Annotated in this window: 19 protein-coding genes and 1 tRNA gene; 16 read left to right on the top strand and 4 right to left on the bottom strand. The window is 50.6% G+C overall.

What is annotated here, in order from left to right:
* Positions 1-13 precede the first annotated feature (13 nt).
* Complete coding sequence (locus ACWAU0_RS21490) at positions 14-1,612, bottom strand: LysM peptidoglycan-binding domain-containing protein (RefSeq protein ID WP_033155204.1); 1,599 nt, start codon at positions 1,610-1,612, stop codon at positions 14-16.
* A gap of 85 nt (positions 1,613-1,697) precedes the next feature.
* Between ACWAU0_RS21490 and ACWAU0_RS21485 the strand changes: the two genes are divergently transcribed.
* The 11 genes from ACWAU0_RS21485 (at position 1,698) to ACWAU0_RS21435 (ending at position 9,788) form a co-directional block, all read left to right on the top strand.
* On the top strand, positions 1,698-2,420 hold the full coding sequence (locus tag ACWAU0_RS21485) for a class I SAM-dependent methyltransferase (RefSeq protein ID WP_458137888.1): 723 nt from the start codon (positions 1,698-1,700) through the stop codon (positions 2,418-2,420).
* Positions 2,413-2,853: a ribonuclease HI gene (rnhA, locus tag ACWAU0_RS21480; protein WP_458137887.1), complete on the top strand. Its 441-nt coding sequence runs from the start codon at positions 2,413-2,415 to the stop codon at positions 2,851-2,853. The genes ACWAU0_RS21485 and rnhA overlap by 8 nt, the downstream gene beginning before the upstream one ends.
* Before the next feature lie 23 nt (positions 2,854-2,876).
* Positions 2,877-3,158 (top strand): hypothetical protein, encoded by a 282-nt coding sequence (locus ACWAU0_RS21475; RefSeq protein ID WP_458137886.1) that lies wholly within the window; start codon positions 2,877-2,879, stop codon positions 3,156-3,158.
* 22 nt (positions 3,159-3,180) lie between these two features.
* Positions 3,181-3,456, top strand: coding sequence for a GIY-YIG nuclease family protein (locus ACWAU0_RS21470; RefSeq protein ID WP_458137885.1), 276 nt, complete (start codon positions 3,181-3,183; stop codon positions 3,454-3,456).
* Between the two features lie 234 nt (positions 3,457-3,690).
* Positions 3,691-5,931, top strand: a complete 2,241-nt coding sequence (locus tag ACWAU0_RS21465; RefSeq protein WP_458137884.1) for a TonB-dependent receptor family protein — start codon at positions 3,691-3,693, stop codon at positions 5,929-5,931.
* 201 nt (positions 5,932-6,132) lie between these two features.
* Entirely contained in the window at positions 6,133-6,627 is a 495-nt protein-coding gene (locus tag ACWAU0_RS21460; protein ID WP_458137883.1) for a nucleoside triphosphate pyrophosphohydrolase family protein, read from the top strand.
* Positions 6,628-6,641: 14 nt separating this feature from the next.
* Positions 6,642-7,520, top strand: a complete 879-nt coding sequence (locus ACWAU0_RS21455) for an NAD(P)-dependent oxidoreductase (RefSeq protein ID WP_458137882.1) — start codon at positions 6,642-6,644, stop codon at positions 7,518-7,520.
* Complete coding sequence (locus ACWAU0_RS21450; RefSeq protein WP_458137881.1) at positions 7,520-8,302, top strand: hydroxypyruvate isomerase family protein; 783 nt, start codon at positions 7,520-7,522, stop codon at positions 8,300-8,302. Before ACWAU0_RS21455 ends, ACWAU0_RS21450 begins: the two co-directional genes overlap by 1 nt.
* Positions 8,303-8,345: 43 nt before the next feature.
* Positions 8,346-8,720 carry a VOC family protein gene (locus ACWAU0_RS21445; RefSeq protein ID WP_458137880.1) on the top strand — a complete coding sequence of 125 codons (375 nt, stop codon included), beginning with the start codon at positions 8,346-8,348 and terminating at the stop codon, positions 8,718-8,720.
* Positions 8,721-8,725: 5 nt separating this feature from the next.
* Positions 8,726-9,259: a hypothetical protein gene (locus ACWAU0_RS21440; protein ID WP_458137879.1), complete on the top strand. Its 534-nt coding sequence runs from the start codon at positions 8,726-8,728 to the stop codon at positions 9,257-9,259.
* Positions 9,246-9,788 (top strand): hypothetical protein, encoded by a 543-nt coding sequence (locus ACWAU0_RS21435; protein ID WP_523070834.1) that lies wholly within the window; start codon positions 9,246-9,248, stop codon positions 9,786-9,788. Before ACWAU0_RS21440 ends, ACWAU0_RS21435 begins: the two co-directional genes overlap by 14 nt.
* Here the strand turns inward: ACWAU0_RS21435 and trkA are convergent.
* Positions 9,785-11,140 (bottom strand): Trk system potassium transporter TrkA, encoded by a 1,356-nt coding sequence (trkA, locus tag ACWAU0_RS21430; protein WP_033155191.1) that lies wholly within the window; start codon positions 11,138-11,140, stop codon positions 9,785-9,787. The two genes, ACWAU0_RS21435 and trkA, sit on opposite strands and share 4 nt — an antisense overlap.
* Positions 11,141-11,437: 297 nt before the next feature.
* Between trkA and secA the strand changes: the two genes are divergently transcribed.
* From secA to trmL, 3 genes are all read left to right on the top strand, one after another.
* A complete protein-coding gene (secA, locus tag ACWAU0_RS21425) occupies positions 11,438-14,185 on the top strand; it encodes a preprotein translocase subunit SecA (protein WP_458137877.1) in 2,748 nt (915 codons plus the stop codon).
* Between the two features lie 137 nt (positions 14,186-14,322).
* Complete coding sequence (locus ACWAU0_RS21420) at positions 14,323-16,827, top strand: glycogen/starch/alpha-glucan phosphorylase (protein WP_101055453.1); 2,505 nt, start codon at positions 14,323-14,325, stop codon at positions 16,825-16,827.
* 4 nt (positions 16,828-16,831) lie between these two features.
* Positions 16,832-17,299: a tRNA (uridine(34)/cytosine(34)/5-carboxymethylaminomethyluridine(34)-2'-O)-methyltransferase TrmL gene (gene trmL / locus ACWAU0_RS21415; protein WP_458139246.1), complete on the top strand. Its 468-nt coding sequence runs from the start codon at positions 16,832-16,834 to the stop codon at positions 17,297-17,299.
* A 12-nt stretch (positions 17,300-17,311) separates the two neighbouring features.
* Here trmL and ACWAU0_RS21410 read toward each other — a convergent pair whose 3' ends face one another.
* Positions 17,312-17,806: a YchJ family protein gene (locus ACWAU0_RS21410; protein WP_458137876.1), complete on the bottom strand. Its 495-nt coding sequence runs from the start codon at positions 17,804-17,806 to the stop codon at positions 17,312-17,314.
* 165 nt (positions 17,807-17,971) lie between these two features.
* On the opposite strand from ACWAU0_RS21410, the gene ACWAU0_RS21405 reads away from it, so the two are divergent.
* Positions 17,972-19,201, top strand: coding sequence for a dicarboxylate/amino acid:cation symporter (locus ACWAU0_RS21405; protein WP_458137875.1), 1,230 nt, complete (start codon positions 17,972-17,974; stop codon positions 19,199-19,201).
* Between the two features lie 13 nt (positions 19,202-19,214).
* On the opposite strand, the gene ACWAU0_RS21400 is transcribed toward ACWAU0_RS21405, so the two are convergent.
* Positions 19,215-20,252 carry a GGDEF domain-containing protein gene (locus ACWAU0_RS21400; protein ID WP_033155185.1) on the bottom strand — a complete coding sequence of 346 codons (1,038 nt, stop codon included), beginning with the start codon at positions 20,250-20,252 and terminating at the stop codon, positions 19,215-19,217.
* A 476-nt stretch (positions 20,253-20,728) separates the two neighbouring features.
* Here ACWAU0_RS21400 and ACWAU0_RS21395 point away from each other — a divergent pair.
* Positions 20,729-20,804, top strand: a tRNA-Val gene (locus ACWAU0_RS21395).
* The last annotated feature ends 92 nt before the right edge of the window (positions 20,805-20,896 follow it).

Below are 20,896 nucleotides of genomic sequence, written 5' to 3'. Positions count from 1 at the left end.
GTTGTCTGAAGCTTTAGGTAGACGGATGACCGGCTTCAATCATCACTTTTAGCTTAGAGCCCGGTTTGATGTCCGCCTTGTTTTTGGGAACGTTATTCCATTTGCGGAGCTCGGTGACGTTAACGTTAAATTTTTTGGAGATCTGCGCCAAGGTATCGCCGGGTTTGACTGTGTAGCTGATTTGCTTGACGGAAGGCGCGGTAGATGCCACGGTTATACTGCCGCTGGTTTTCTTGATAGTCAGTTTTTGACCGGGTTTCAGAGCCGCTTTCTTGGGCAATTTATTCCAACTCACAATATCATCTTTATCAACAGAAAAACGTTGCGAGACATCCCATAAGGTATCGCCTTTCTTAACCGTATATTGCTGTTTGCTTGATTGGGCGGGGGTTGGCGTGGATTGTTGTGACACTGCGGCAACAGCCGATGTGGTTGGTTCGCCTTTCTGTGAATGATAAGACACTGGAATTAGCAGGATTGTGCCTTGGGCAACCGTATCGTCGTCAAGATGATTGACATTAATAATCTCTTCTACACTGGTGCTGTGCTTGCTGGCTATGCTTTTCAGCGTCTCTTTCTTGCCAACTGTATGGTGTTCCCACTTGATTCTTTCTTCGTGTGGCAGTTCAGCGAGTTTCTCTTTAAAGGAATCGGCTTTGCTTACCGGAATCAACAGATGTTGCGCACCGTTCGGGTCGGTGCTCCAGCGGTTGTAGCCGGGATTGAGCTTTAAGAAGTCGTCCAGTGGGGTTTGCGCCATTTCGGCGGCTTTACCCAAATCGAGCTGCGACTTTACATCCACCAATTCAAAGTAAGGCTGATTGGCGAATTGATGCAGATTGACGTTATATTTTTCCGGGTTGGCAAAGATCTTGGCGATTGCCAGCAGCCTGGGTACGTAAGCTGAGGTCTCGTTGTTCAAATCCAGAGACCAGAAGTCGGTAGGCTGACCGCGTTCGAGGTTTCTATCTACGGCGTTTTTGATATTGCCTTTGCCGGCGTTGTATGAAGCGAGCGCCAGTAACCAGTCGTTATTGAAAGTCTCGCTCAGTTCTTTCAGAAAGGTAGTGGCTGCCTGAGTCGATTGCACCACATCGCGTCGCGCGTCATACCAGCTATTCTGCTTCAACCCGTAAAGACGCCCGGTCGGCGGAATGAACTGCCAAAGACCGGATGCTTGAGCTGGCGACATTGCGTCAGGTCTGAAAGCGCTCTCAACTGCAGGTAACAGGGCCAATTCTCCGGGGATGTTTTTCGCTTCGATTTCGTTGAGTATGAAGTATAAATAAGGCTCAGCGCGTTGTTGTACTCTGGTCAGATATTCAGGGTTTCTGAGATACCAGTTTACTTCGCGGTCGATTCTGGCATTATCGATTTCCGGTAAGGCGTAAAGAGACAGCATCCTATCCCAGATGGTGGCGTGCTCTTTTGCTTCTACCTGTTTGTTATGGATTTTTCCGGCATTGCCATTCCGGGTAAATACGGAAAACTTGCTGGTTGATGATTGGCTTAGATGGTCTTTTTGCGCATGTTGGCTACAACCGGTTGCCAGCAAAATAGGTAGTAGATAAGACAGATGACGGCCTGATTTTTTGGAAATTGAGCGGGGCATTGTCTGAACTCGCTAAAATAAAAAAATTAGATCCTAGCATGGCTTTCTAAAATAGCCAAAAAAACATACCCTTAGCGGCGGTTAAATGAAGAGACAATTTCTGTTTGCGTTGTACCAAACCCCAAGGGGCAAGCTGCTGCAAACCATGGAGGCCAACTATCTGCGAAGATCAATAACGGTGAGTTGTAAACAACGACAACTCCAGATCGGTGGCTTAGGTTGGGAAAATGAGTTCGTCGATTTTTCCTTATATAAGAATTATCTAATTCTGGACGGCAAGGCCTTGGGTGATGCTGGCGCGTTGAAGGTGACTGCTAAGGCATTCAGCTTGCCTATTCAAACTGAATCGATGGATTTAGTCATACTTCCGCACATTTTGGAGTTCGACGCGCGTCGATTTCAAACCCTACGCGAAGTCAATCGCGTGTTAAAACCGGGTGGCGAATTGGTCATGTTGAATTTCAATCCGTTCAGTATGTCGGTACGTTTTCAGTTTTTATGGGACTGGAAGCTCGCGGAATCCTGGCGGGCGCATTTGATTACCAAAGCTCGGGTTTTGGATTGGTTGAAACTGATGAATTTCGAATTGCTAACCACTGCCGAGTTTGGATTAGACAGTTACACCATTGCTCACGGTAAATTCGAGTTCAGCTTTGCGTCTTTGTTTGCGATGGCTTACGGCATTAAGGCGGTGAAAAGGCAATACACATTGATTCCTTTGACTGCGGCACAGCAACGCCGCAGCAATTTAGCTGCGGTTGGATTGGGATTGAAATCGAACTTACATAGAAAGGTGGGCCATGACTGAAGTCATTATTTATACGGATGGTGCATGCAAGGGCAACCCTGGGCCAGGAGGTTGGGGCGTGCGCTTGGAATACCGAAATAAAGAAAAGGAGCTATGCGGCGGTGAACCTGAAACGACGAATAACCGGATGGAATTAGTGGCCGCAATACAGGCTCTGGAAACACTAACAAAACCGTGTAGCGTCAAATTGCACACTGACTCTAAATATGTTTTGCAAGGTATTACCGAATGGATGGCTAATTGGAAAAAGCGGGCATGGAAAACCGCGGCAAATAAACCAGTGAAAAACGAAGATTTATGGCGACGTTTGGATGCTGCTATCCAGCGTCACAACATCGATTGGATATGGGTGAAAGGACATGCCGGAGATGTAGGTAACGAGCGTGCTGATCAGCTGGCCAATCTAGGAATCGAGCAATTGTCTCGCCGTTAAACCACTTAAAATCAGGGAAACACATGTTAGGTTCGATAGCAGCCGCATTAGTCGGCATCTGGTTTTACAACACTGCGGCACGATCAGGTCGTCCGGCTGTTTCATGGGCGGTCTCGGGTGTGGTGGTCTATTTTTTGGCGGCGCTGCTCTGGACTTTGGCTATCACGCCAAGTGTCAAAGATGCTGCAAGTCACAGCCAAAGCGCCGCACTGATCTTCATCGTTCGCTATGCCTATATCGGGTTTGGCGTATTGGTAGCGATTTTGTTGAACAGTTGGTTGAATAAATCCACCGACTCTGAATAGTGCGCCAGTGTCGAATTGGTCGGTGTATATCATTCAGTGTGATGACGGCAGTCTGTATACCGGAATCAGCACAGATGTTGAGCGACGTTTTAAACAACACATAGAAGGACGAGGGGCGAAATATTTTAGAGCTAAGCGACCAAAAGAATTAATTTATACGGAAGTTGGTCATAGCCGCGCCAGTGCTAGTCGAAGAGAGTCTGTAATAAAAAAGTTGTCAAGAGTTCAAAAGATGGAGTTGATTGCGGGTGAGGATTTTAAACTGATCGCTACTCGTATAAAGGTGGAAAAACGCTAAACGAATATGCGTAATTGTCCAAGTCAGAGGGTGTCCTGAATTTTGTGTAAACGGAATTTCTATTGTTCATTGTGATTAAAGCTAATCGTCTGAATCCAAAAATAGTGCCACGGTATGGCACGGTTAGTTCATTAAAAATGATATAGATTCTCATTAATATCAAGTGTAACATACCCCCATCTTTTACAAGATTTTACATTTCGTAAAATATAGTCAATATCCAGGGGTGAAGTCATGTTTGAAATAAAGCCACTTGTTCGAGCTATATCGCTCGTTTGTCTTTCGATGGGGACTATGTCTCTCCTGAAAGCTGCGGAAAAAGCTGAAGAAGATGTTTTGGATGTGGTGAGTGTGTTGGGCGATCCGGCGGATGTTAAAGATTTGCCTGCTTCCGCTACGTATATAAGAACTGAGGACATTCGCGATCAAAGTTACAGTGATGTAAACCGAATTTTGCGCAAAGCGCCTGGGGTGAATATTCGAGAAGAAGACGGTTTTGGCTTGTTCCCGAATATTAGCTTTCGTGGGGTTGATACCACTCGTAGTGCCAAGATTACAGTTATGGAGGACGGTATAATGATTGCGCCGGCGCCATATTCTGCCCCAGCGGCCTATTTTAATCCCGCTGGCGGGCGTATGAGTGGCGTCGAGGTTTTGAAAGGTGGTAGTCAAATAAAATACGGCCCCCACATTACCGGTGGCGTGATGAACTATCTTTCTACGCCCATCCCTACGAAGGGGAAGGCCTATTTAAAAACCATTTATGGTAGTTACGGTGAGTTCCGCTCGCACGGATTTGTCGGTGATACGCTAGATACCACACACGGTAAAGTGGGCTATTTGCTAGAAGGTTTTTATCGCGGCTCCGATGGTTTTAAAACCATCGATAGTACCCCGGACTTTAAAAATGGTGATCAAACAGGTTTCCAGCAAGTTGAACCTATGTTGCGTATGTCCTGGGAACCTAATACCGCGATGTACCAAAAGCTGGACGTTAAATTTGGTTATTCATCTATGGATGCCGACGAAACCTACTTAGGGCTTACCGAGGAAGATTTTCGGAATACTCCTTATCGTCGTTACGCGGCTTCGCGCTTTGACAATATCGATACCACGCAAATCGGCGGTTATGCACGCTATTTGATCGCACCGACCGATAATCTTGATATTGTCACCACGGCCTATTACCGGGAGTTTGATCGTAATTGGAGTAAGTTGGACGGTGAGCAATGGTCTCGTGCGTTAGCAGGGAATAACTTGAATGATCTCGCCTGTCTCAAAGGCACTAGAGCTTGCAGTTTTAACGTTCGGGACAATAATCGTACGTATTACTCGGCGGGTGTCGAAACTGCCGCAATTTACCGCTTCAATCTAGGACCCACTCATCACGAGTTGAACGGCGGTTTCCGATACCATGAAGACGCCGAAACGCGCTTCCAGCACGATACCACCTACACCCAGAATCCGAGTGGCGCAATAACCAACAAGGTAGTGGGTGCGCCAGGTAGTCAAGACGACCGGACCGGGTTTACTCAAGCCTATGCATTCTTCTTGAAAGATAGGATCGAACTGGGTAAGTTTGGCTTCACACCGGGTCTACGCTACGAGCATTTGAACCAAGTCTACGAGGATCGCAGACCTGCTTCAAGACGATTGGCGAGTTCCGGGCTGGATATTTATGCGGGCGGCGGCAGTGTCGATTATCGTTTTAACGACGATGTTATGGTATTTGCCGGTGCTCATCGAGGATTTTCGCCGCCTAATCCCGAAAGCGCAATAGTCAACAATTACGGAGAGGAGACAAGTGATGCTTACGAGTTGGGCGGACGCTATACGCATGGAGCATTCAACGCAGAGCTGACGGGTTTTTATACGCAGTTCAACAATTTGCTGGTAGTCAACAACATCGGCGGTGGCGGCGGTCCTGCGGAGAACTTTGGCAGCGTCGACAGTCGCGGGGTTGAGTTGGCGATGAATTTCGACGCCGGCGAAGCATTTGCCTGGGGCTTTCGCAATCCGTACTTCTTGGCTTTCACTTACACCAATGCTGAGCAAACCAGCAACGCCCGATCCAGTAACTCTGAGTCGATCTTCAGTTACGGACGCAAAGGTAATAAAGTGCCTTATATTCCTGAATACACACTTAATTTTGGCAGTGGGTTGCATTTTCAAAGCTGGGGTATGGAAGTGTCTGCTAACTATGTCAGCGAGACCTTCACGAGTGCTAACAACACGGAACAGCAATTGGATGGAAACACCCCTGTGGCCAGGAAAGACTCGCGCTTTGGTGTCACTGACGAGTACGTGATTATGGATGTGTCGGCCTATTATAAAGTTGCGAAAGGCGTAAAAGTCTTGGGTGGAGTGCAAAACGCCTCAAATGAAGAGTATGTTGTCTCGCGTCAGCCTTATGGGCCACGTCCGGGTATGCCGCTTTTCGCTTATGGAGGCTTCGAATTGGATTTCGATATTTAATTCCCGTGGTAGCCTCCGTTGTCGAGGACTTACGACTGGTAATGCGCGATTCATTATTCTGAAATTGCCGTTGCTTGTTTAATGTAATCACTGGGGCGCTGAGTTAAACCTAAATGGTTTTTCAGCGCCTTAAGGACCTCTCTTTGCGCTTTCTCTTTCCTCCTGTAATATGCCCGAACAATTAGCGCATGCGGGGGATTTATGAACAAACATTTACAACAAGTTAGAGATTTTCACCGGAAATTCGCGATCAAGCAGCCTGATGACGGCGAGATTGGGCACTTGTCCGATATGGATATTGTGCTGCGCCAAGCGCTATTATTGGATTGCGGTAGCGAGACCTTTAAAGCCATTGCCAGCGGCGACCTCATCAAAATTTTGGCCGGTTTGGTGGATTTATCCTTTAATGCGCTGGCGGCTATCGCTAGCCGGGGCGATGAGTTGGTCAGTGTGTCTGCTAATTGGCGGCAAGATGGTTCAGTGCTGTCAGTGATGCGGGTGCTGTCCGAGAAAATCAATTTATGTACTTCCGGCGAGACCGTGCATTATTCGGGCTTATATGCGATTTGTGCGCATTTATCCCAGCGTTTCGTGAATGCCGATTTCGACGAAGCTTTTCAAATCGTCTATCAACATCTGATGAGCGGGCGCGGCGATGCCGAGCGTTTGGATTTAAGTCCGGCGCTATTCGAATAACAGAGAGCGTCACTATGGCAGAACAACGCTATACGCTGGGCTTCGTCGGCATAGGCCTGATGGGGCAACCGCTAAGCTTGCGGCTTCTGGCGGCGGGTTTTCAGGTGGATGTCTGGAATCGCACCACTGCAAAATTGGCTGTGGTAGCTGGTGCCGGTGCTAAGGTCTGCGGCAGTGTCGGTGAATTGGTAAAAGCCTCCGATGTAGTGATTTTGTGTCTCGCCGACACCATGGCCGTTGAAGCGGTGGTGACGGAACACATTATCGCCAACGGCGCTGCCGAAAAACTGTTGATTGATTTATCCAGCATTCATCCGGAAGCTACCCGGCGCATGGCATCTCAATTGCGGGCTGCTTGCGGCATGCGCTGGGTCGATGCGCCGGTATCCGGTGGCACGGCCGGGGCAGAGCAGGGTAGTCTGGCGATTATGGCCGGCGGTGCGGAACAAGACATTCAAATTGCCCGTGAAGTATTGCGGCCGCTGTATAGCCGTTTGACGCATATGGGACCGGTCGGCAGTGGGCAGACCACTAAAATCTGCAATCAGATGATCGTCAGTTGCAATGTGCTGGTAATCGCGGAAATGATGGCGCTGGCCAATTCGGCCGGCGTCGACGCCGCAAAAATTCCCGAAGCGCTGGCCGGCGGCTTTGCCGATTCCAAGCCTCTGCAAATTGTCGGACCGGAAATGGCGGACAAGCGTTTCGAGCCGGTAAAGTGGCGCGTGAAAACTTTATTGAAAGATTTAAATATGGCCGTCGATTTAGCCGGCAAGCAGGGCAGTGCGATACCCATGTCGGGCTTGGCTGCGCAACTCATGCAATTGCACGGCAGTAGCGGCTTTTTGGACCAAGACCCCTCGACACTGATCAAGCTTTACAGCCAAGACTGATGCTGCGCTTTACCGCCAATCTGAGTTTATTGTTTACCGAACGGCCGTTGCCGGAACGGTTTCAGGCTGCTAAACAGTGCGGTTTCGACGCAGTGGAAATCCAGTTTCCCTACTCGCTGCGAGTCGAACAAATCGGTGACCTATTAGCTCAACAGGACTTAAAGCTGGTGTTGTTCAATGTCGATGCCGATACCTTGCTGCAGGGCGGCGAGGGTTTGGCGGCGGTTCCGGAAAAACGCGAGCAATTTAAAGCCGCGGTGGAGCAGACGCTGGCTTATGCCGAACGATTAAAGCCCCGTGATATTAACGTGTTACCGGGTCGCTGTTTCGACCCGCAACGCTTGGGCGAATATCAAACTACCTTTTGCGAGAATCTGGCTTACGCCGCCGCAGCGTTTGCCGAGTTGGGTATCAAAACCGTATTCGAGGCGGTCAATAGCCACGACATGCCGGGCTTTATCGTTGACACCGGCGAAAAGATGCTGGATGTGCTAAGGCAAATCGGCCATCCGAACGTATACATGCAATACGATATTTATCACATGAGCCGAATGGGCGAAGATTGTGCCGGATTTTTGCGCCAACATTTAGATAGAATCGGGCATATTCAATTTGCCGACTCTCCAGGCCGCGGCCAGCCGGGTACGGGTGCCGTAGATTTCAAAATTTTGTTCGATGTTATCGCAAACTCGGATTACCAAGGTTGGGTGGGTGCCGAGTACCGGCCGACGGTTGAGACCGCTGTCAGTTTGGAATGGTTGAAAACCTACTCGATAAAATAATCGGGCGGTATAATCGCTTGGCCTTACTCACCTGTTAATTGCCATGTCCAAACATAATTTCACGATACATCACGCCAGTTTGATCGTCTCCGATACCGAGCAATCGCTGCTTTTTTACCGCGATGTGTTGGGAATGGAGCAGACCGAACGGCCGAGTCTACCGTTCCCAGGCGCTTGGCTGCAAATCGGCGCGCAGCAAATTCATTTGCTGGAATTGGAAAATCCAGATCCCACCACCGGCAGGCCGGCGCATGGCGGCCGTGATCGGCATGTGGCGATGCATATCGATTCGGTTGAAGCTCTACGCGAAGATCTGGAGCGGGCCGGTACGGCTTACACGCTGAGTATCTCCGGCCGCAAGGCGCTGTTTTGCCGGGATAGAGACGGCAATGCGCTGGAGTTTATCGAGCGGCCTTGAGAGTCATGTTCGGACGGCTTTTTTATGGCGGACTACTGATAGGCAGCCTGGCGATGCTGCTGTTTGTGCTGGGGTTTGTGTGTTTGCAGTTTGGCTTGGTTTTGTTGATGGGGCTGTTTTATCTGTTGGCCAGTAAAGTGATGTTGTTGGCTTTGGGTCTGCTGGCTTTGCTGGGCGTGATGACCTTATTTAAAGCGGTTTACCGCGAGCTGCGCGGGTATTTCAGTCGCGAATCGGCGGCGTTACGGCAGCTAGTGTCTTTGCAGATTCGTCGACAAGATGTGGAGCGGCGCCAGGCTGCGGAATGCCGGCAGTTGAGCTATCTGAGCAGATTCAAGCGGCAACGCCTGCTGGTAGCCGATAACCGCAAACAGGCCTGGGCCTTATCCGCGGCAATTAGCCATGAATTGCAAGCGGTGCGGGCGCAACTGCCGGCCACTCGATATAAAAATCTGCGCAAAGCCTTGCGTACCTATCGTAAACAAGCCGATGCTGCGGCAATGCTGGCTTTACGCCAACAACTGCATGTCGTCGATTAGCCGTTGGCTGGGCGAAGCACTGGCGTTTTTGCGGCGCAGTCGCGACGACAATTTGCAATGGCATTTATCCAGGCACGAAGATGTCGCCGAACTGCGGCAAACCAAGGCGCTGGCGGAGCAGGCCTTGGTGGCGCAACTGAAAAAACAGTCGCAGCAATTGGCGCACGAGCTGGCCGTCAACAAAGCCCGTAACAGCAATGAGCTGGCGATGGTGAAAACCCAATGTCAGCAGGATTTAAAAGACTATCAGCAATATCTGCAATCGCTGGATAAGCTGAAGGAGTCTTTGCGCACCAGTTACGCGCATCTGCCGGAAGCGGTGGCGTTCACGATTCATCATCACGCCAAGCAGTTATTGAATCGGATGTGGGATACCCAAGAGCCGCAGGAAAAAATGAAAATTGAAATGCAGTTGTTGCAGTTCATGACAGCGGTGCATGAAGACAGCCAGGCTTCTTTGCAAGGCGAGGGCAAAGACGGTTTGCCGCAGCGGGCGCTAGCCTTTATGGATGCGGATTTGGCGGACTAGATCGGCTGGAAATAGCCTTCGATGTCTCTGACCATTTTCTTGTTCAGCGCAAACATCACCACGTGATCACCTTCCGCGAATACGGTGTCGTGATGCACCGGAATCACTTCCTTTTCGCGAATCAGCGCCCCTAATATCACGCCGTCCGGTAAGTTGACCTGATCTACACGCAAGCCAACCACCGAGCTGGAGTTCTTGCTGCGGTGAGCAATGGCTTCGATCGCTTCCGCACTGCCGCCGCACACCGAGCTGACGCCGACCACATCGCCTTTGCGCACGTGTTTCAGGATGCCGCCCAAGGTTTCCAGTTTCGGTTGAATCGCCAGATCGATTTCGGTACCGTCCAATAGTTTTAGGTAGGAATTATTGTTGATCAGGCAGATAGCCTTTTTGGCGCCGAGTTTTTTCGCCAGACCAGCGGCAATCAGGTTGATGCCGTCGTTATTGGTAATCGCGCAGAACAAATCAATGTCCTCGATCATTTCTTCTTGCAATAGCGATTCGTCGGTGCAGTCGCCATGCAAAATCAGGGTGTTACGTAAATCGTTAGAGATCTCCCGCGCGCGCTCAATGTCTTGTTCGATGACTTTGACGTGGTAATTTTTTTCCAAGGCAATTGCCAGCCGCTTGCCGACATGGCCGCCGCCGGCCAGCATAATGGTCTTGATCGGCGATTCCAGCTTATGCAGATCCACCAGGGTTTTACGGACCTTGTCACGCGGGCAGACAAAGAATACCTCGTCGCCGGTGGCGATCACCGCCTCGCCGTTTACCGCGATGGCTTTGCCGTCGCGGAAAATCGCCGCGACCCGGATCATGCTGTCGGCCAGTTTTTCTTTGACGGCGTGGATGCGTTTGCCGGTCAGAAAGCCGGTCGGTACCACGCGAATCGAAAACAGCCTGACCAAGCCGTCGGCAAACTCGGACACATGCAGCGCGCCGGGGTATTTGATCAGATTGTGGATGGATTCGGTGACAACCTGCTCAGGGCTGATGACAATATCAATGCCGCCCGGCGCAAATAATTCCGGATGGTTGAGAAAATCGATGGCGCGCACTCGGGCGATGGTTTTGGGTTTGCTATACAGGGTGTTGATCACCTGACAGGCCAGCATATTGGTCTCGTCGCGGTCGGTAACGGCAATCACCATGTCGGCGTCCTGAATCCCAGCTTGTTCCAGCACGCTGGGATGGGCAGCGTTACCTTCGACGGTGGCTATATCCAGGCGGCCTTTTAATGCGGTGAGCAAGTGGGCATTTTTATCGATAACGACAATATCGTTTTCTTCACTGGCCAATGCGCCGGCAACCGAAGAGCCGGTCACACCGGCACCGAGAATCACTATTTTCATAAATTGTTAAAGCCAGTAATGATGTCGAATGCTTGCCGCCACAAGGGCCGAAGCCGGCGAATTATACGCTGATCGATAGGCTTGTCCATGATCCAGCGAGTGCTAACTTTGCGGCTTTGGAAATCGCCGGATGATGCCGTTAGGCTGCGGCTGCCAAGCAAAAATCCTGTTTTAAATGGCTGATTTACAAAAACCGGCTGGTGAATAGTCTCAGCTTGCCGGGCTTGTTTTCTGGTCACAGCCGCCCCATAGCGTTTATAATCGCAAACTTTGGTTCACTCTCACTCTGGAAATATCATGCTGGGTAAGCTGGTTAAATTGGTAGTTGGCAGCCGCAACGACAGGCTGGTCAAGAAGAAACGCAAGCTAGTCAAGAAAGTCAATGCTCTGGCCGCCGAATACGAAAAATTATCCGATGCGGCGTTACAAGCCAAGACGCAGGAATTTCGCGACCGTCTGGCCCAAGGCGAAAACTTAGACAATTTACTCCCAGAAGCCTTTGCCGCCGTGCGGGAAGCCTCGACCCGTGTATTTGGCATGCGGCATTTCGACGTGCAGTTGATCGGTGGTATGGTCTTGCACAGCGGCAAGATAGCCGAGATGAAAACCGGTGAGGGTAAAACCCTGATGGCGACCTTGGCCGCCTACTTGAATGCCTTGCCGGGTAAAGGCGTGCATGTGGTGACCGTCAATGATTACTTGGCCCGCCGCGACGCGGAATGGATGGGCAAATTATACGGTTTCCTGGGCTTGACCACCGGTGTCATCGTCAGCGATTTGACGCACGAGCAACGCCAGGTTGCCTATGCGGCGGATATTACTTACGGCACCAACAACGAATTTGGTTTTGATTATCTGCGTGACAACATGGCTTTCAGCCTGGAACAAAAAGTCCAGCGTGACCTGAATTTTGCCATCGTCGACGAGGTTGACTCGATTCTGATCGACGAAGCCAGAACGCCTTTGATCATCTCCGGCCAGGCGGAAGGCAGTACCGATATTTACCTGAAGACCAATCAAATCATTCCCTACCTGACCAAACAGGAAAAAGCCGACGATCCGGAAAAACAGGATCAAATGCCCGGCGACTATGCCGTGGACGAAAAATCCCGGCAGATTCATCTGACTGAAGCCGGTTATGAGCACGTCGAGCGCTTGTTGGCAGAGCACGGCTTAATAGCCGACGGCTCCACATTATACGAAGCCGCCAACATCCGCTTGATGCACTATTTGAACGCATCGCTGCGAGCTCACGTACTGTTCCAAAAAGACGTGGATTATGTAGTGAAGGACGGTCAGGTCATCATCGTCGACGAATTCACCGGCCGGATGATGAGTGGTCGGCGCTGGTCCGAAGGTTTGCATCAAGCGATGGAAGCCAAAGAAAACGTGACTATTCAAAACGAAAACCAAACGCTGGCTTCGATTACCTTCCAGAATTATTTCCGCCTTTACAGCAAATTATCCGGTATGACCGGTACTGCGGATACCGAAGCGTTTGAGTTGAACAAAATCTACGGCCTGGAAGTGGTGGTTATTCCTACCCACAGACCGATGATTCGCAAAGATAAAGGTGATTTGGTCTATCTGTCCGCGCGGGAAAAATACAACGCCGTCATCGAAGATATTAAGGATTGCGTGCAGCGCGGCCAGCCGGTGTTGGTCGGTACGACGTCGATCGAAAACTCCGAATTGATTTCCCGGATGCTGCAACAACAAAACATCCGCCATGAAGTCTTGAATGCCAAGCAGCACGAGCGCGAAGCCCACATTATCGAAAATGCCGGTATGCCGGGCGCTGTGACGATTGCTACGAATATGGCCGGTCGCGGTACCGACATCGTGTTGGGTGGCAATCTGAATGCCGAACTGGCTGCCTTGGGACCGGATGCCAGCGAAGCCGATAAAGAGCGGGTGCGTGCTACTTGGCAGGAAAGACATGAAAAAGTCTTGGCCAGCGGCGGTCTGCATGTGATCGGTTCGGAACGCCACGAGTCGCGGCGGATAGATAACCAGTTGCGCGGCCGTTCCGGTCGGCAGGGGGATCCGGGGTCGACCCGTTTTTACCTGTCGCTGGAAGACGATTTGATGCGGATTTTCGCGTCCGAGCGCGTCGCCAGCTTGATGCAAAAACTGGGTATGGAAGAAGGCGAAGCGATTGAGCATCCTTGGGTGACTCGTTCCATCGAAAGCGCGCAACGCAAAGTCGAGAATCGTAACTTTGATATTCGCAAAGAAATTTTGGCTTACGACGACGTAGCCAACGATCAGCGCAAGGTTATTTACGCGCAGCGCAATGAGTTGATGGCTGCCGAAGACATCAACGACATTATCAACGCGATTCGTGCTGACGTGTTGAACGACGTCATCACCGAATACATTCCGCCGAAAACCATGGAAGAGCAATGGGATGTGCGTGGATTGGAAACCCATTTGCAGCAAGAATTTAATCTGCAGATGCCGCTAGTGGAAATGCTGGAGCACGACCGTACCCTGAATGAAGCGAAATTGCGCCGGCTGATAATCGAAAAAGCCGAGCAAGAAAGCCGCGCCCGTGAAGAGGCCGTAGGTGTGCAAGTGCTAAGGCATTTCGAGAAATCCGTGATGTTGCAAGTGCTGGATAATAGCTGGAAAGAACATTTGGCGGCGATGGACCAATTGCGCCAAGGTATTCATTTCAGAGGCTATGCGCAAAAGGACCCCAAGCAGGAATACAAGCGCGAGTCGTTCCAAATGTTTACCGGCCTGTTGACGCATATCAAACAGGAAGTGGTGGGTATACTCGCCAAGGTACAGGTGGCGCGTGAAGAAGACGTGCAGGCGATCGATGAACAACGCCAAGCACCGTTGGAAATGCACTATGAACACGCGGAGGCCCACTCCATTTTTGAAGAAGAGCCCGTGGCACCAGCAGCTCAGCCAGACTCAGACCCGGAGAACGCGGAGCAGCCTTTTGTCAGACTCGGCAACAAAGTGGGCCGTAACGACCCATGCCCCTGCGGTTCCGGTAAAAAGTACAAGCAATGCCACGGCAAATTGAACTAATGTTTAACCGCGGCGCCCCAAACCGGGCGTCGCGGCTGCCCGACAATTCGATTTAGAGGGCCTTTGGCATCGCTTTCAGCCTTGCAAAACCAGCGGCCCACGGCTTTTAATTTTCACTGTCCTCAAGGGTAAGTACTATGCCGCATAGAGTCTTTAATAAGAGTAATCCCGCCGCCGATATTACCAAGCTCCCCAAATTGGGCATGGAAAAAAAGCATTTCATCGCCGACTTCAAACACTACTACAGTCATCGGCTCGGGCGCGATGAAAATTGCCGTTCTCCGCATTACGCCTACGAAGCCTTGTCTTTGGCGATCAGTGACCGTTTGGTCGAGCGCTGGAAGAAAACCTACAACGTCTATCGCGACTCCGATTGTAAAAAAGCCTTCTATCTGTCGATGGAGTTTTTGATGGGGCGTTCTTTGAGCAACGCCATGTTGAATCTCGGGGTTGACGATATTGTGACGCAAGCCTTGTATGATTTGGGTTTGGAAGCCGAGGAGCTTATCGAGAGCGAGCCGGACGCAGGTTTAGGTAATGGTGGCTTGGGACGCTTGGCGGCGTGTTTCATCGATAGTTGTGCCACCTTGCAACTACCGGTCACGGGCTATGGTTTGCGTTATGAATACGGCATGTTTTCGCAACAAATCGTCAATGGCGAGCAGGTCGAGAAACCCGATCATTGGTTGCGGATGGGCAATGTCTGGGAAATAGAACGTCCGGAGTACATGCACCGCATCAAATTCGGCGGCCACACCCAAACCCACATCGACGAAAAAGGCAACAAGCGCACCAGCTGGCTGGATACTCATGATGTGATCGCCATGCCTTACGACACGCCGGTGCCGGGTTATAAAAACGGTACGGTGAATACGTTGCGTTTGTGGAAAGCCATCGCCACGGAAGAATTCAATTTGCAGGAATTCAATGCCGGTGATTACGCCGAAGCCGTGGCGGAGAAAAACACCGCCGAAAACATTACGATGGTGTTGTATCCCAACGATGCCAACGAAAACGGCAAAGCCTTGCGCCTGCAACAGCAATATCTGCTGGCCTCCGCGAGTTTGCAGGACGTCATCGCCAACTGGGTGGGGCGCCACGGTAATAATTTCAGTAAATTTGCCGAGAAAAACTGCTTTCAGCTCAACGACACCCATCCCAGCATCGCGGTGGCCGAGCTAATGCGCTTGTTGATGGATATTCACGGTTTACCTTGGAAAGAAGCCTGGAACATCACGCGGCAAACGATGGCCTACACCAATCATACCTTGTTGCCCGAGGCCTTGGAAAAATGGTCGGTCAATCTGATGCAGCATTTGCTGCCGCGCTTGATGGAAATTATTTTTGAAATCAACGCACACTTCATGGCTGAAGTGTCGGCGCGTTGGCCTGGCGACAATCCACGCATGGCGCGGATGTCCATCATCGAAGAGGGTTATCAAAAACAGGTTCGGATGGCATTTTTGGCCATCGTCGGCAGTTTTTCGGTCAACGGTGTCGCCGAACTGCATTCCAAGTTGTTGCAGGAAGGCTTGTTTAAAGATTTTTATGAGCTCTGGCCGCAAAAATTTAATAACAAAACTAACGGTGTGACCCCCAGACGCTGGCTGGCCGGCTGTAATCCGGAATTGGCCGAGTTTATCACCGCAACTATTGGTGATGGCTGGATTACCGACCTATCTCAGCTGTCCAAATTAGCGCCTTATGCCGAGGACGCGGCGTTCAGGCAAAAATGGTACGACTTGAATCGGGCCAGTAAACAACGTTTGGTTGACTACAAAAAAGAAGAACATGACATTGAAATCAATGTCGATGCTTTGTTTGATGTGCAGGTTAAACGTATCCACGAATACAAACGGCAAATTTTGAATGTGCTGCATGTGATTCATCTCTATGATCGGATTAAACGTGGCGATACGCAAAACTGGGTGGATCGTTGCGTCTTGATCGGCGGCAAGGCGGCCCCAGGCTATGTCATGGCGAAAAAAATCATCAAGCTGATTAACAATGTCGGCAATGTCATTAATGAAGATCCGGAAGTAGGCAACAAGCTGAGATTGGTGTTTATGCCCAATTACTGCGTATCGGCGATGGAAAAAATCTGTCCGGGCGCGGATTTGTCGGAACAAATTTCGACTGCCGGCAAGGAAGCGTCCGGTACCGGTAACATGAAGTTCATGATGAACGGCGCGCTGACCATCGGTACCTTGGACGGTGCCAACATCGAAATTCGTGAAGAGGTCGGTGCCGACAATTTCTTCCTGTTCGGCTTGACCGAAACCGAAGTGGAGGCGATGCGGCCGCATTACGATCCGCAATGGTTCATCAATCAGGACAGCGATTTACAAGGCGTGATGCGCTTGCTGGAATGCGGGCATTTCAATCAGTTTGAGCCGGGGATTTTCGACGACATCATTGCCTCGATTAAAAGTCCGCACGATCCTTGGATGACTATCGCCGATTTCCGCAGCTATCTGGAAGCACAGAAGCGCGTCGAGCAAACTTGGCGTGATCAAGAGCGCTGGACCAAAATGAGTATTCTCAATACAGCGGCCAGCGGCAAGTTTTCCACCGATAGAACGATTAGCGAATACAACCGCGAGATTTGGAAACTGTCGCCGGTGGATGTGGAAAAATACTGAAGCAATGCTGGATATTGTCTTGTTCGAGCCGGAAATACCGGCCAATACCGGCAATATAATCCGTTTATGCGCTAACACCGGTGCGCATCTGCATTTAATCCAGCCCTTGGGGTTTGATTTGGACGATAAGCGTCTGCGTCGCGCCGGGTTGGATTATCATGAATGGGTGAACATCCGCCAGTACGGTTCCTTGCACGATTACGTCGAAAAAGCCAAGCCCCAGCGTTTATTTGCGTTAACCACCAAAGGCCACACCGGCTACAGCGAGGTGCGTTATAAAGCTGGAGATGCCTTATTATTCGGTCCGGAAACACGCGGTTTACCGGCCGCATTTCTGAATCAACACCCGGCCGCGCTGCAACTGTATTTACCGATGCGTAAGGAAAGCCGCAGTCTTAATCTATCCAACACCGTGGCCATAGTGCTCTACGAAGCCTGGAAGCAATTGAATTTTGTGGATGCGGCTCGTTGACTTAGTGATAGATCAACGCCCACAGCAACGTTTAAATTTCTTGCCGCTGCCGCACGGGCAAGGCGCATTTTTGCCGGTATCCGTGCTCATCGCGACTTTGCCTGCGGCTTTGATGACGCCGTCCAGATAAAGCCAACGGGATTCTGCTTTAACGAACCGACTGATTTCGTGCATGAAATAGTCTTCGCCGTCCTCTCGGTAGAACGCCTTAAACTCGACGATGCCCTTGCTGTCGTGGGCGCTGCCTTTTTTGGTGCTGACTATCGTCAGTTTTTGCCATTGCGCGGTTTCCTTGGAAAAGTCGATGTCGGCCGGCCGTTTGCTGGTATCCCAAGTATTTAATAAATAATCCACGTCGCGCCGGGCATAGGCACTAAAACGCGAGCGCATCAAGGCTTCCGCAGTTGGCGGGTAGTGTTCGCCGCTGTGATAGCGGCCGCAGCAGTCGGCATAATCTAGGCCGGAGCCGCATAAACAAGTTTCTAGTGGGTCGGTGATTGTCGTCATAACGGCGGATTTTACCGAAATAGACAAGCCAAAAGCCAATCTTAGCCGCTCTCGGCGGAACGTATCCGCGCATTGACAGAGCTTTTAGATGATGGGGGCTGGGCTTGTTATGATAAATCTCTAAGCTTTGGGGTTTTACGATCAGCGTATTTTCAGGAGGCCGGATTGAAAGTCGCATTAAACACACAAATTTTTCTGGGTGCCGTATTCGGCGTAGCGTTGGGCATGGGATTCGCCAAATTGGGGCCGGACGCCGCGCTTAGCAAACAAGGTATCTACGTTTGCGGTCTATTGAGTACTTTATTCATGGATTTGTTGAAAATGGTCTTGGTGCCTTTGGTGTTTACCTCCATTGCGGTTGGGGTGGCGAATTTGCGCATGCACGGCCAATTGCATCGAGTCTGGCTGTATACGTTGATTTTTTTTGTGGTCTCTATGGCTCTGGCTATCCTGCTGGGCGTGGCGGCGGCAAATATATTCGAGCCCGGAAAAGGTTTGAATCTGGACTTGTTCAATAACGCTGTTCCCAACTTCGCCGCCAAGCAAATGAGCTTTGCGCAATTTGTAGCCAGCTTTCTGCATGGCTTGTTCGTTAACCCGTTCGCGGCACTAGCACAGGCCAATATCCTGGCAATCGTGATGTTTGCACTGTTGTTGGGTATTGCTTTGGTAGTGGGAGGGGATCGTTATCGCAATATCTTGCTGCTGTTGCAGGAAGGCTTGGAGTTGATGCTGCGCTTGGTCGGCTGGATCATGCGGCTGGCGCCGCTGGGCATCATGGCTTTGCTGGCGCAGTTGCTGGCGACGCAAAATCTGGCCTTGTTAAGCAGTTTGGCGGAATTTGTCGCGGTGGTCATTGGTACCACTTTGCTGCATGGCTTGGTCGTGTTGCCTTTGTTGTTAGGTATAGTTGCCAAGGTTTCGCCGCTGAAGTTTTTCCTGGGCGCCAGGGAAGCCTTAATCACTGCATTTGCCACCAGTTCCAGCTCTGCCACATTGCCCGTCACCTTGCGTTGCGTTGAACAGCATTTGCACGTCAAACCCGGTATTGCCGGTTTCGTGGTGCCGCTGGGTGCCACGGTCAATATGGACGGCACCGCGCTCTACGAAGCTGCCGCTGCGTTATTTGTCGCGAATTTAGCCGGCATAGAGCTGGATTTGGCGCAACAATTGATCGTGTGTTTTACCACGATGATCGCCGCCATGGGCGCGCCGGGCATCCCCAGCGCCGGCATGGTGACCATGATGATGGTGTTGCAATCGGTTGGTCTCCCAACCGAAGCCATTGCGATACTGTTACCCATAGACCGCATACTGGATACGGTGCGGACCATGGTCAACGTCGAGGGCGATATGGTGGGTTGCATAGTGGTACAGCGCTTGACGGATCGCTAGTTTTTTCTGCGGTTTATGAATGGATTACCCGATTGCGGCCGCTTTGCTTGGCTTTATACAAGGCGTTATCTGCGCGGACGATAAAGCTTTCCGGATTATCGCCGGATTGCAATCTGGCAACGCCTATCGACAAGGTGATTTTGCCCAGCGACTGGTTGTCGTTTTTGCGTTGCAAGCGGCTGGCTGCCATCGCGGTGCGAATATTTTCGGAGATTTCTACCGCCTTTTCGTGGCTGGTGTTGGGCATGATAATCGCCAGTTCCTCACCGCCGTAACGCGCAACGTGATGATGTTCTTCAGCGTGTTTCTTCATTAAATTCGCTACATATTTAATGACATTGTCGCCGATAGTGTGGCCGTAAGTGTCGTTAATGCGTTTGAAATGGTCTATGTCCAGCATCGACAGGCACGCGGTATCGGGTGCGGATTGTTCGATGATTTCGGCCAGGGTCATGTCGAATGCGCGCCGATTCAACAAGCCGGTTAAACCGTCGGTGGTGGCGATTTGTCTGGCTTGAGCCAGCTCGGTGCGCAATTGCTCCATTTCTTGGTTGGCTTCGGTCAGCTTGGTTTGCATGGCCTGACTGGTCATCGCCAGCGCTTTGGTTTCCTGAATGATTTCTTCCAAGATGGTTTTCAAGCCGTCTGAAGCGGAGAAAGTTTCCAAGATGACAGATTTTTTCTGAAAGCTGTCATTGGTTTCTTCGGCCTTGTTGTAGGTTTCGTTAATCGCGCTAGTGGCTTGCTCGATAACTTTGTGCAGTTGCCGGTTGATTTGCTCGAAAGATTCCAAAGACGCATTACAAATGTGTGATTTGTAAAGCTCGACGCTGTTGTCGTAATCGAAGGCCTTGTTCTCGGCGAGCAACGAGTCGACTGCTTTGTTTAAGCTCGGGTTGCCGCCGGCCACATAGTCGTACCAAATAGCGTAGTTGATGGGATTGGCAGCAACGTTATGACGCATCAATAATGGCAGGATTTGTTTTAGATGGCCGGCGTTAACGCTCGGCGAGAAATCGTAAATCGGTATGTAAGTGGTGCCTTTACTCATCAGATTTTTGTCGATAAACGTATAACGGTTTAAGTACTGCTCGCGCCGGGATTGTTAACCCTGTCACTGCTTTCGATTGTTCCGTATCAATGCGCCGGGTTTAGCGCTTAGTAGAACGTGTCTTAAGGTAACTTGGATAATTGTGCTTGAAACACTATGAGCCTCCAGGCTTTCATTTTACGTAGTCATAAGCCTACATAAAGGTAACTTAAAACCGGGATTTTTCAATACGTCCGGAAAATAAGCTTACACAGTCAGCGTTTACGGTTTGCGTGCAACGGCCGGTTTTGAGTGGGGTGTGAGTTGTTCAGCGTAACTTTTTCTAGAAATAGTTTACTCGTACCGCCTGTTTTTCTAATGGCTGTCCGGCGACAAACTCTTGGCAAATGCACCTGCTGCGAGGGTACTTGCATGACAACGCCAACAAAACATTTTGCAGCAGCTCCAGTTTTGGATAGAATGCGCGTCCTTTAGTCGGGTGCTTAGCTCAGCTGGGAGAGCATCGCCCTTACAAGGCGAGGGTCGGGGGTTCGAACCCCTCAGCACCCACCAGACTATCGGAGGTTAAATGTAGAATCTCCCACGATTCTATTCGGTAATCTCAAGCGTCCCAATCAATACTCCTAAGGCAAGCGCTACGCCAT

Source organism: Methylomonas sp. Uni0009, assembly GCF_054188105.3.
This window is presented reverse-complemented; position numbering and strand designations above follow the sequence as displayed.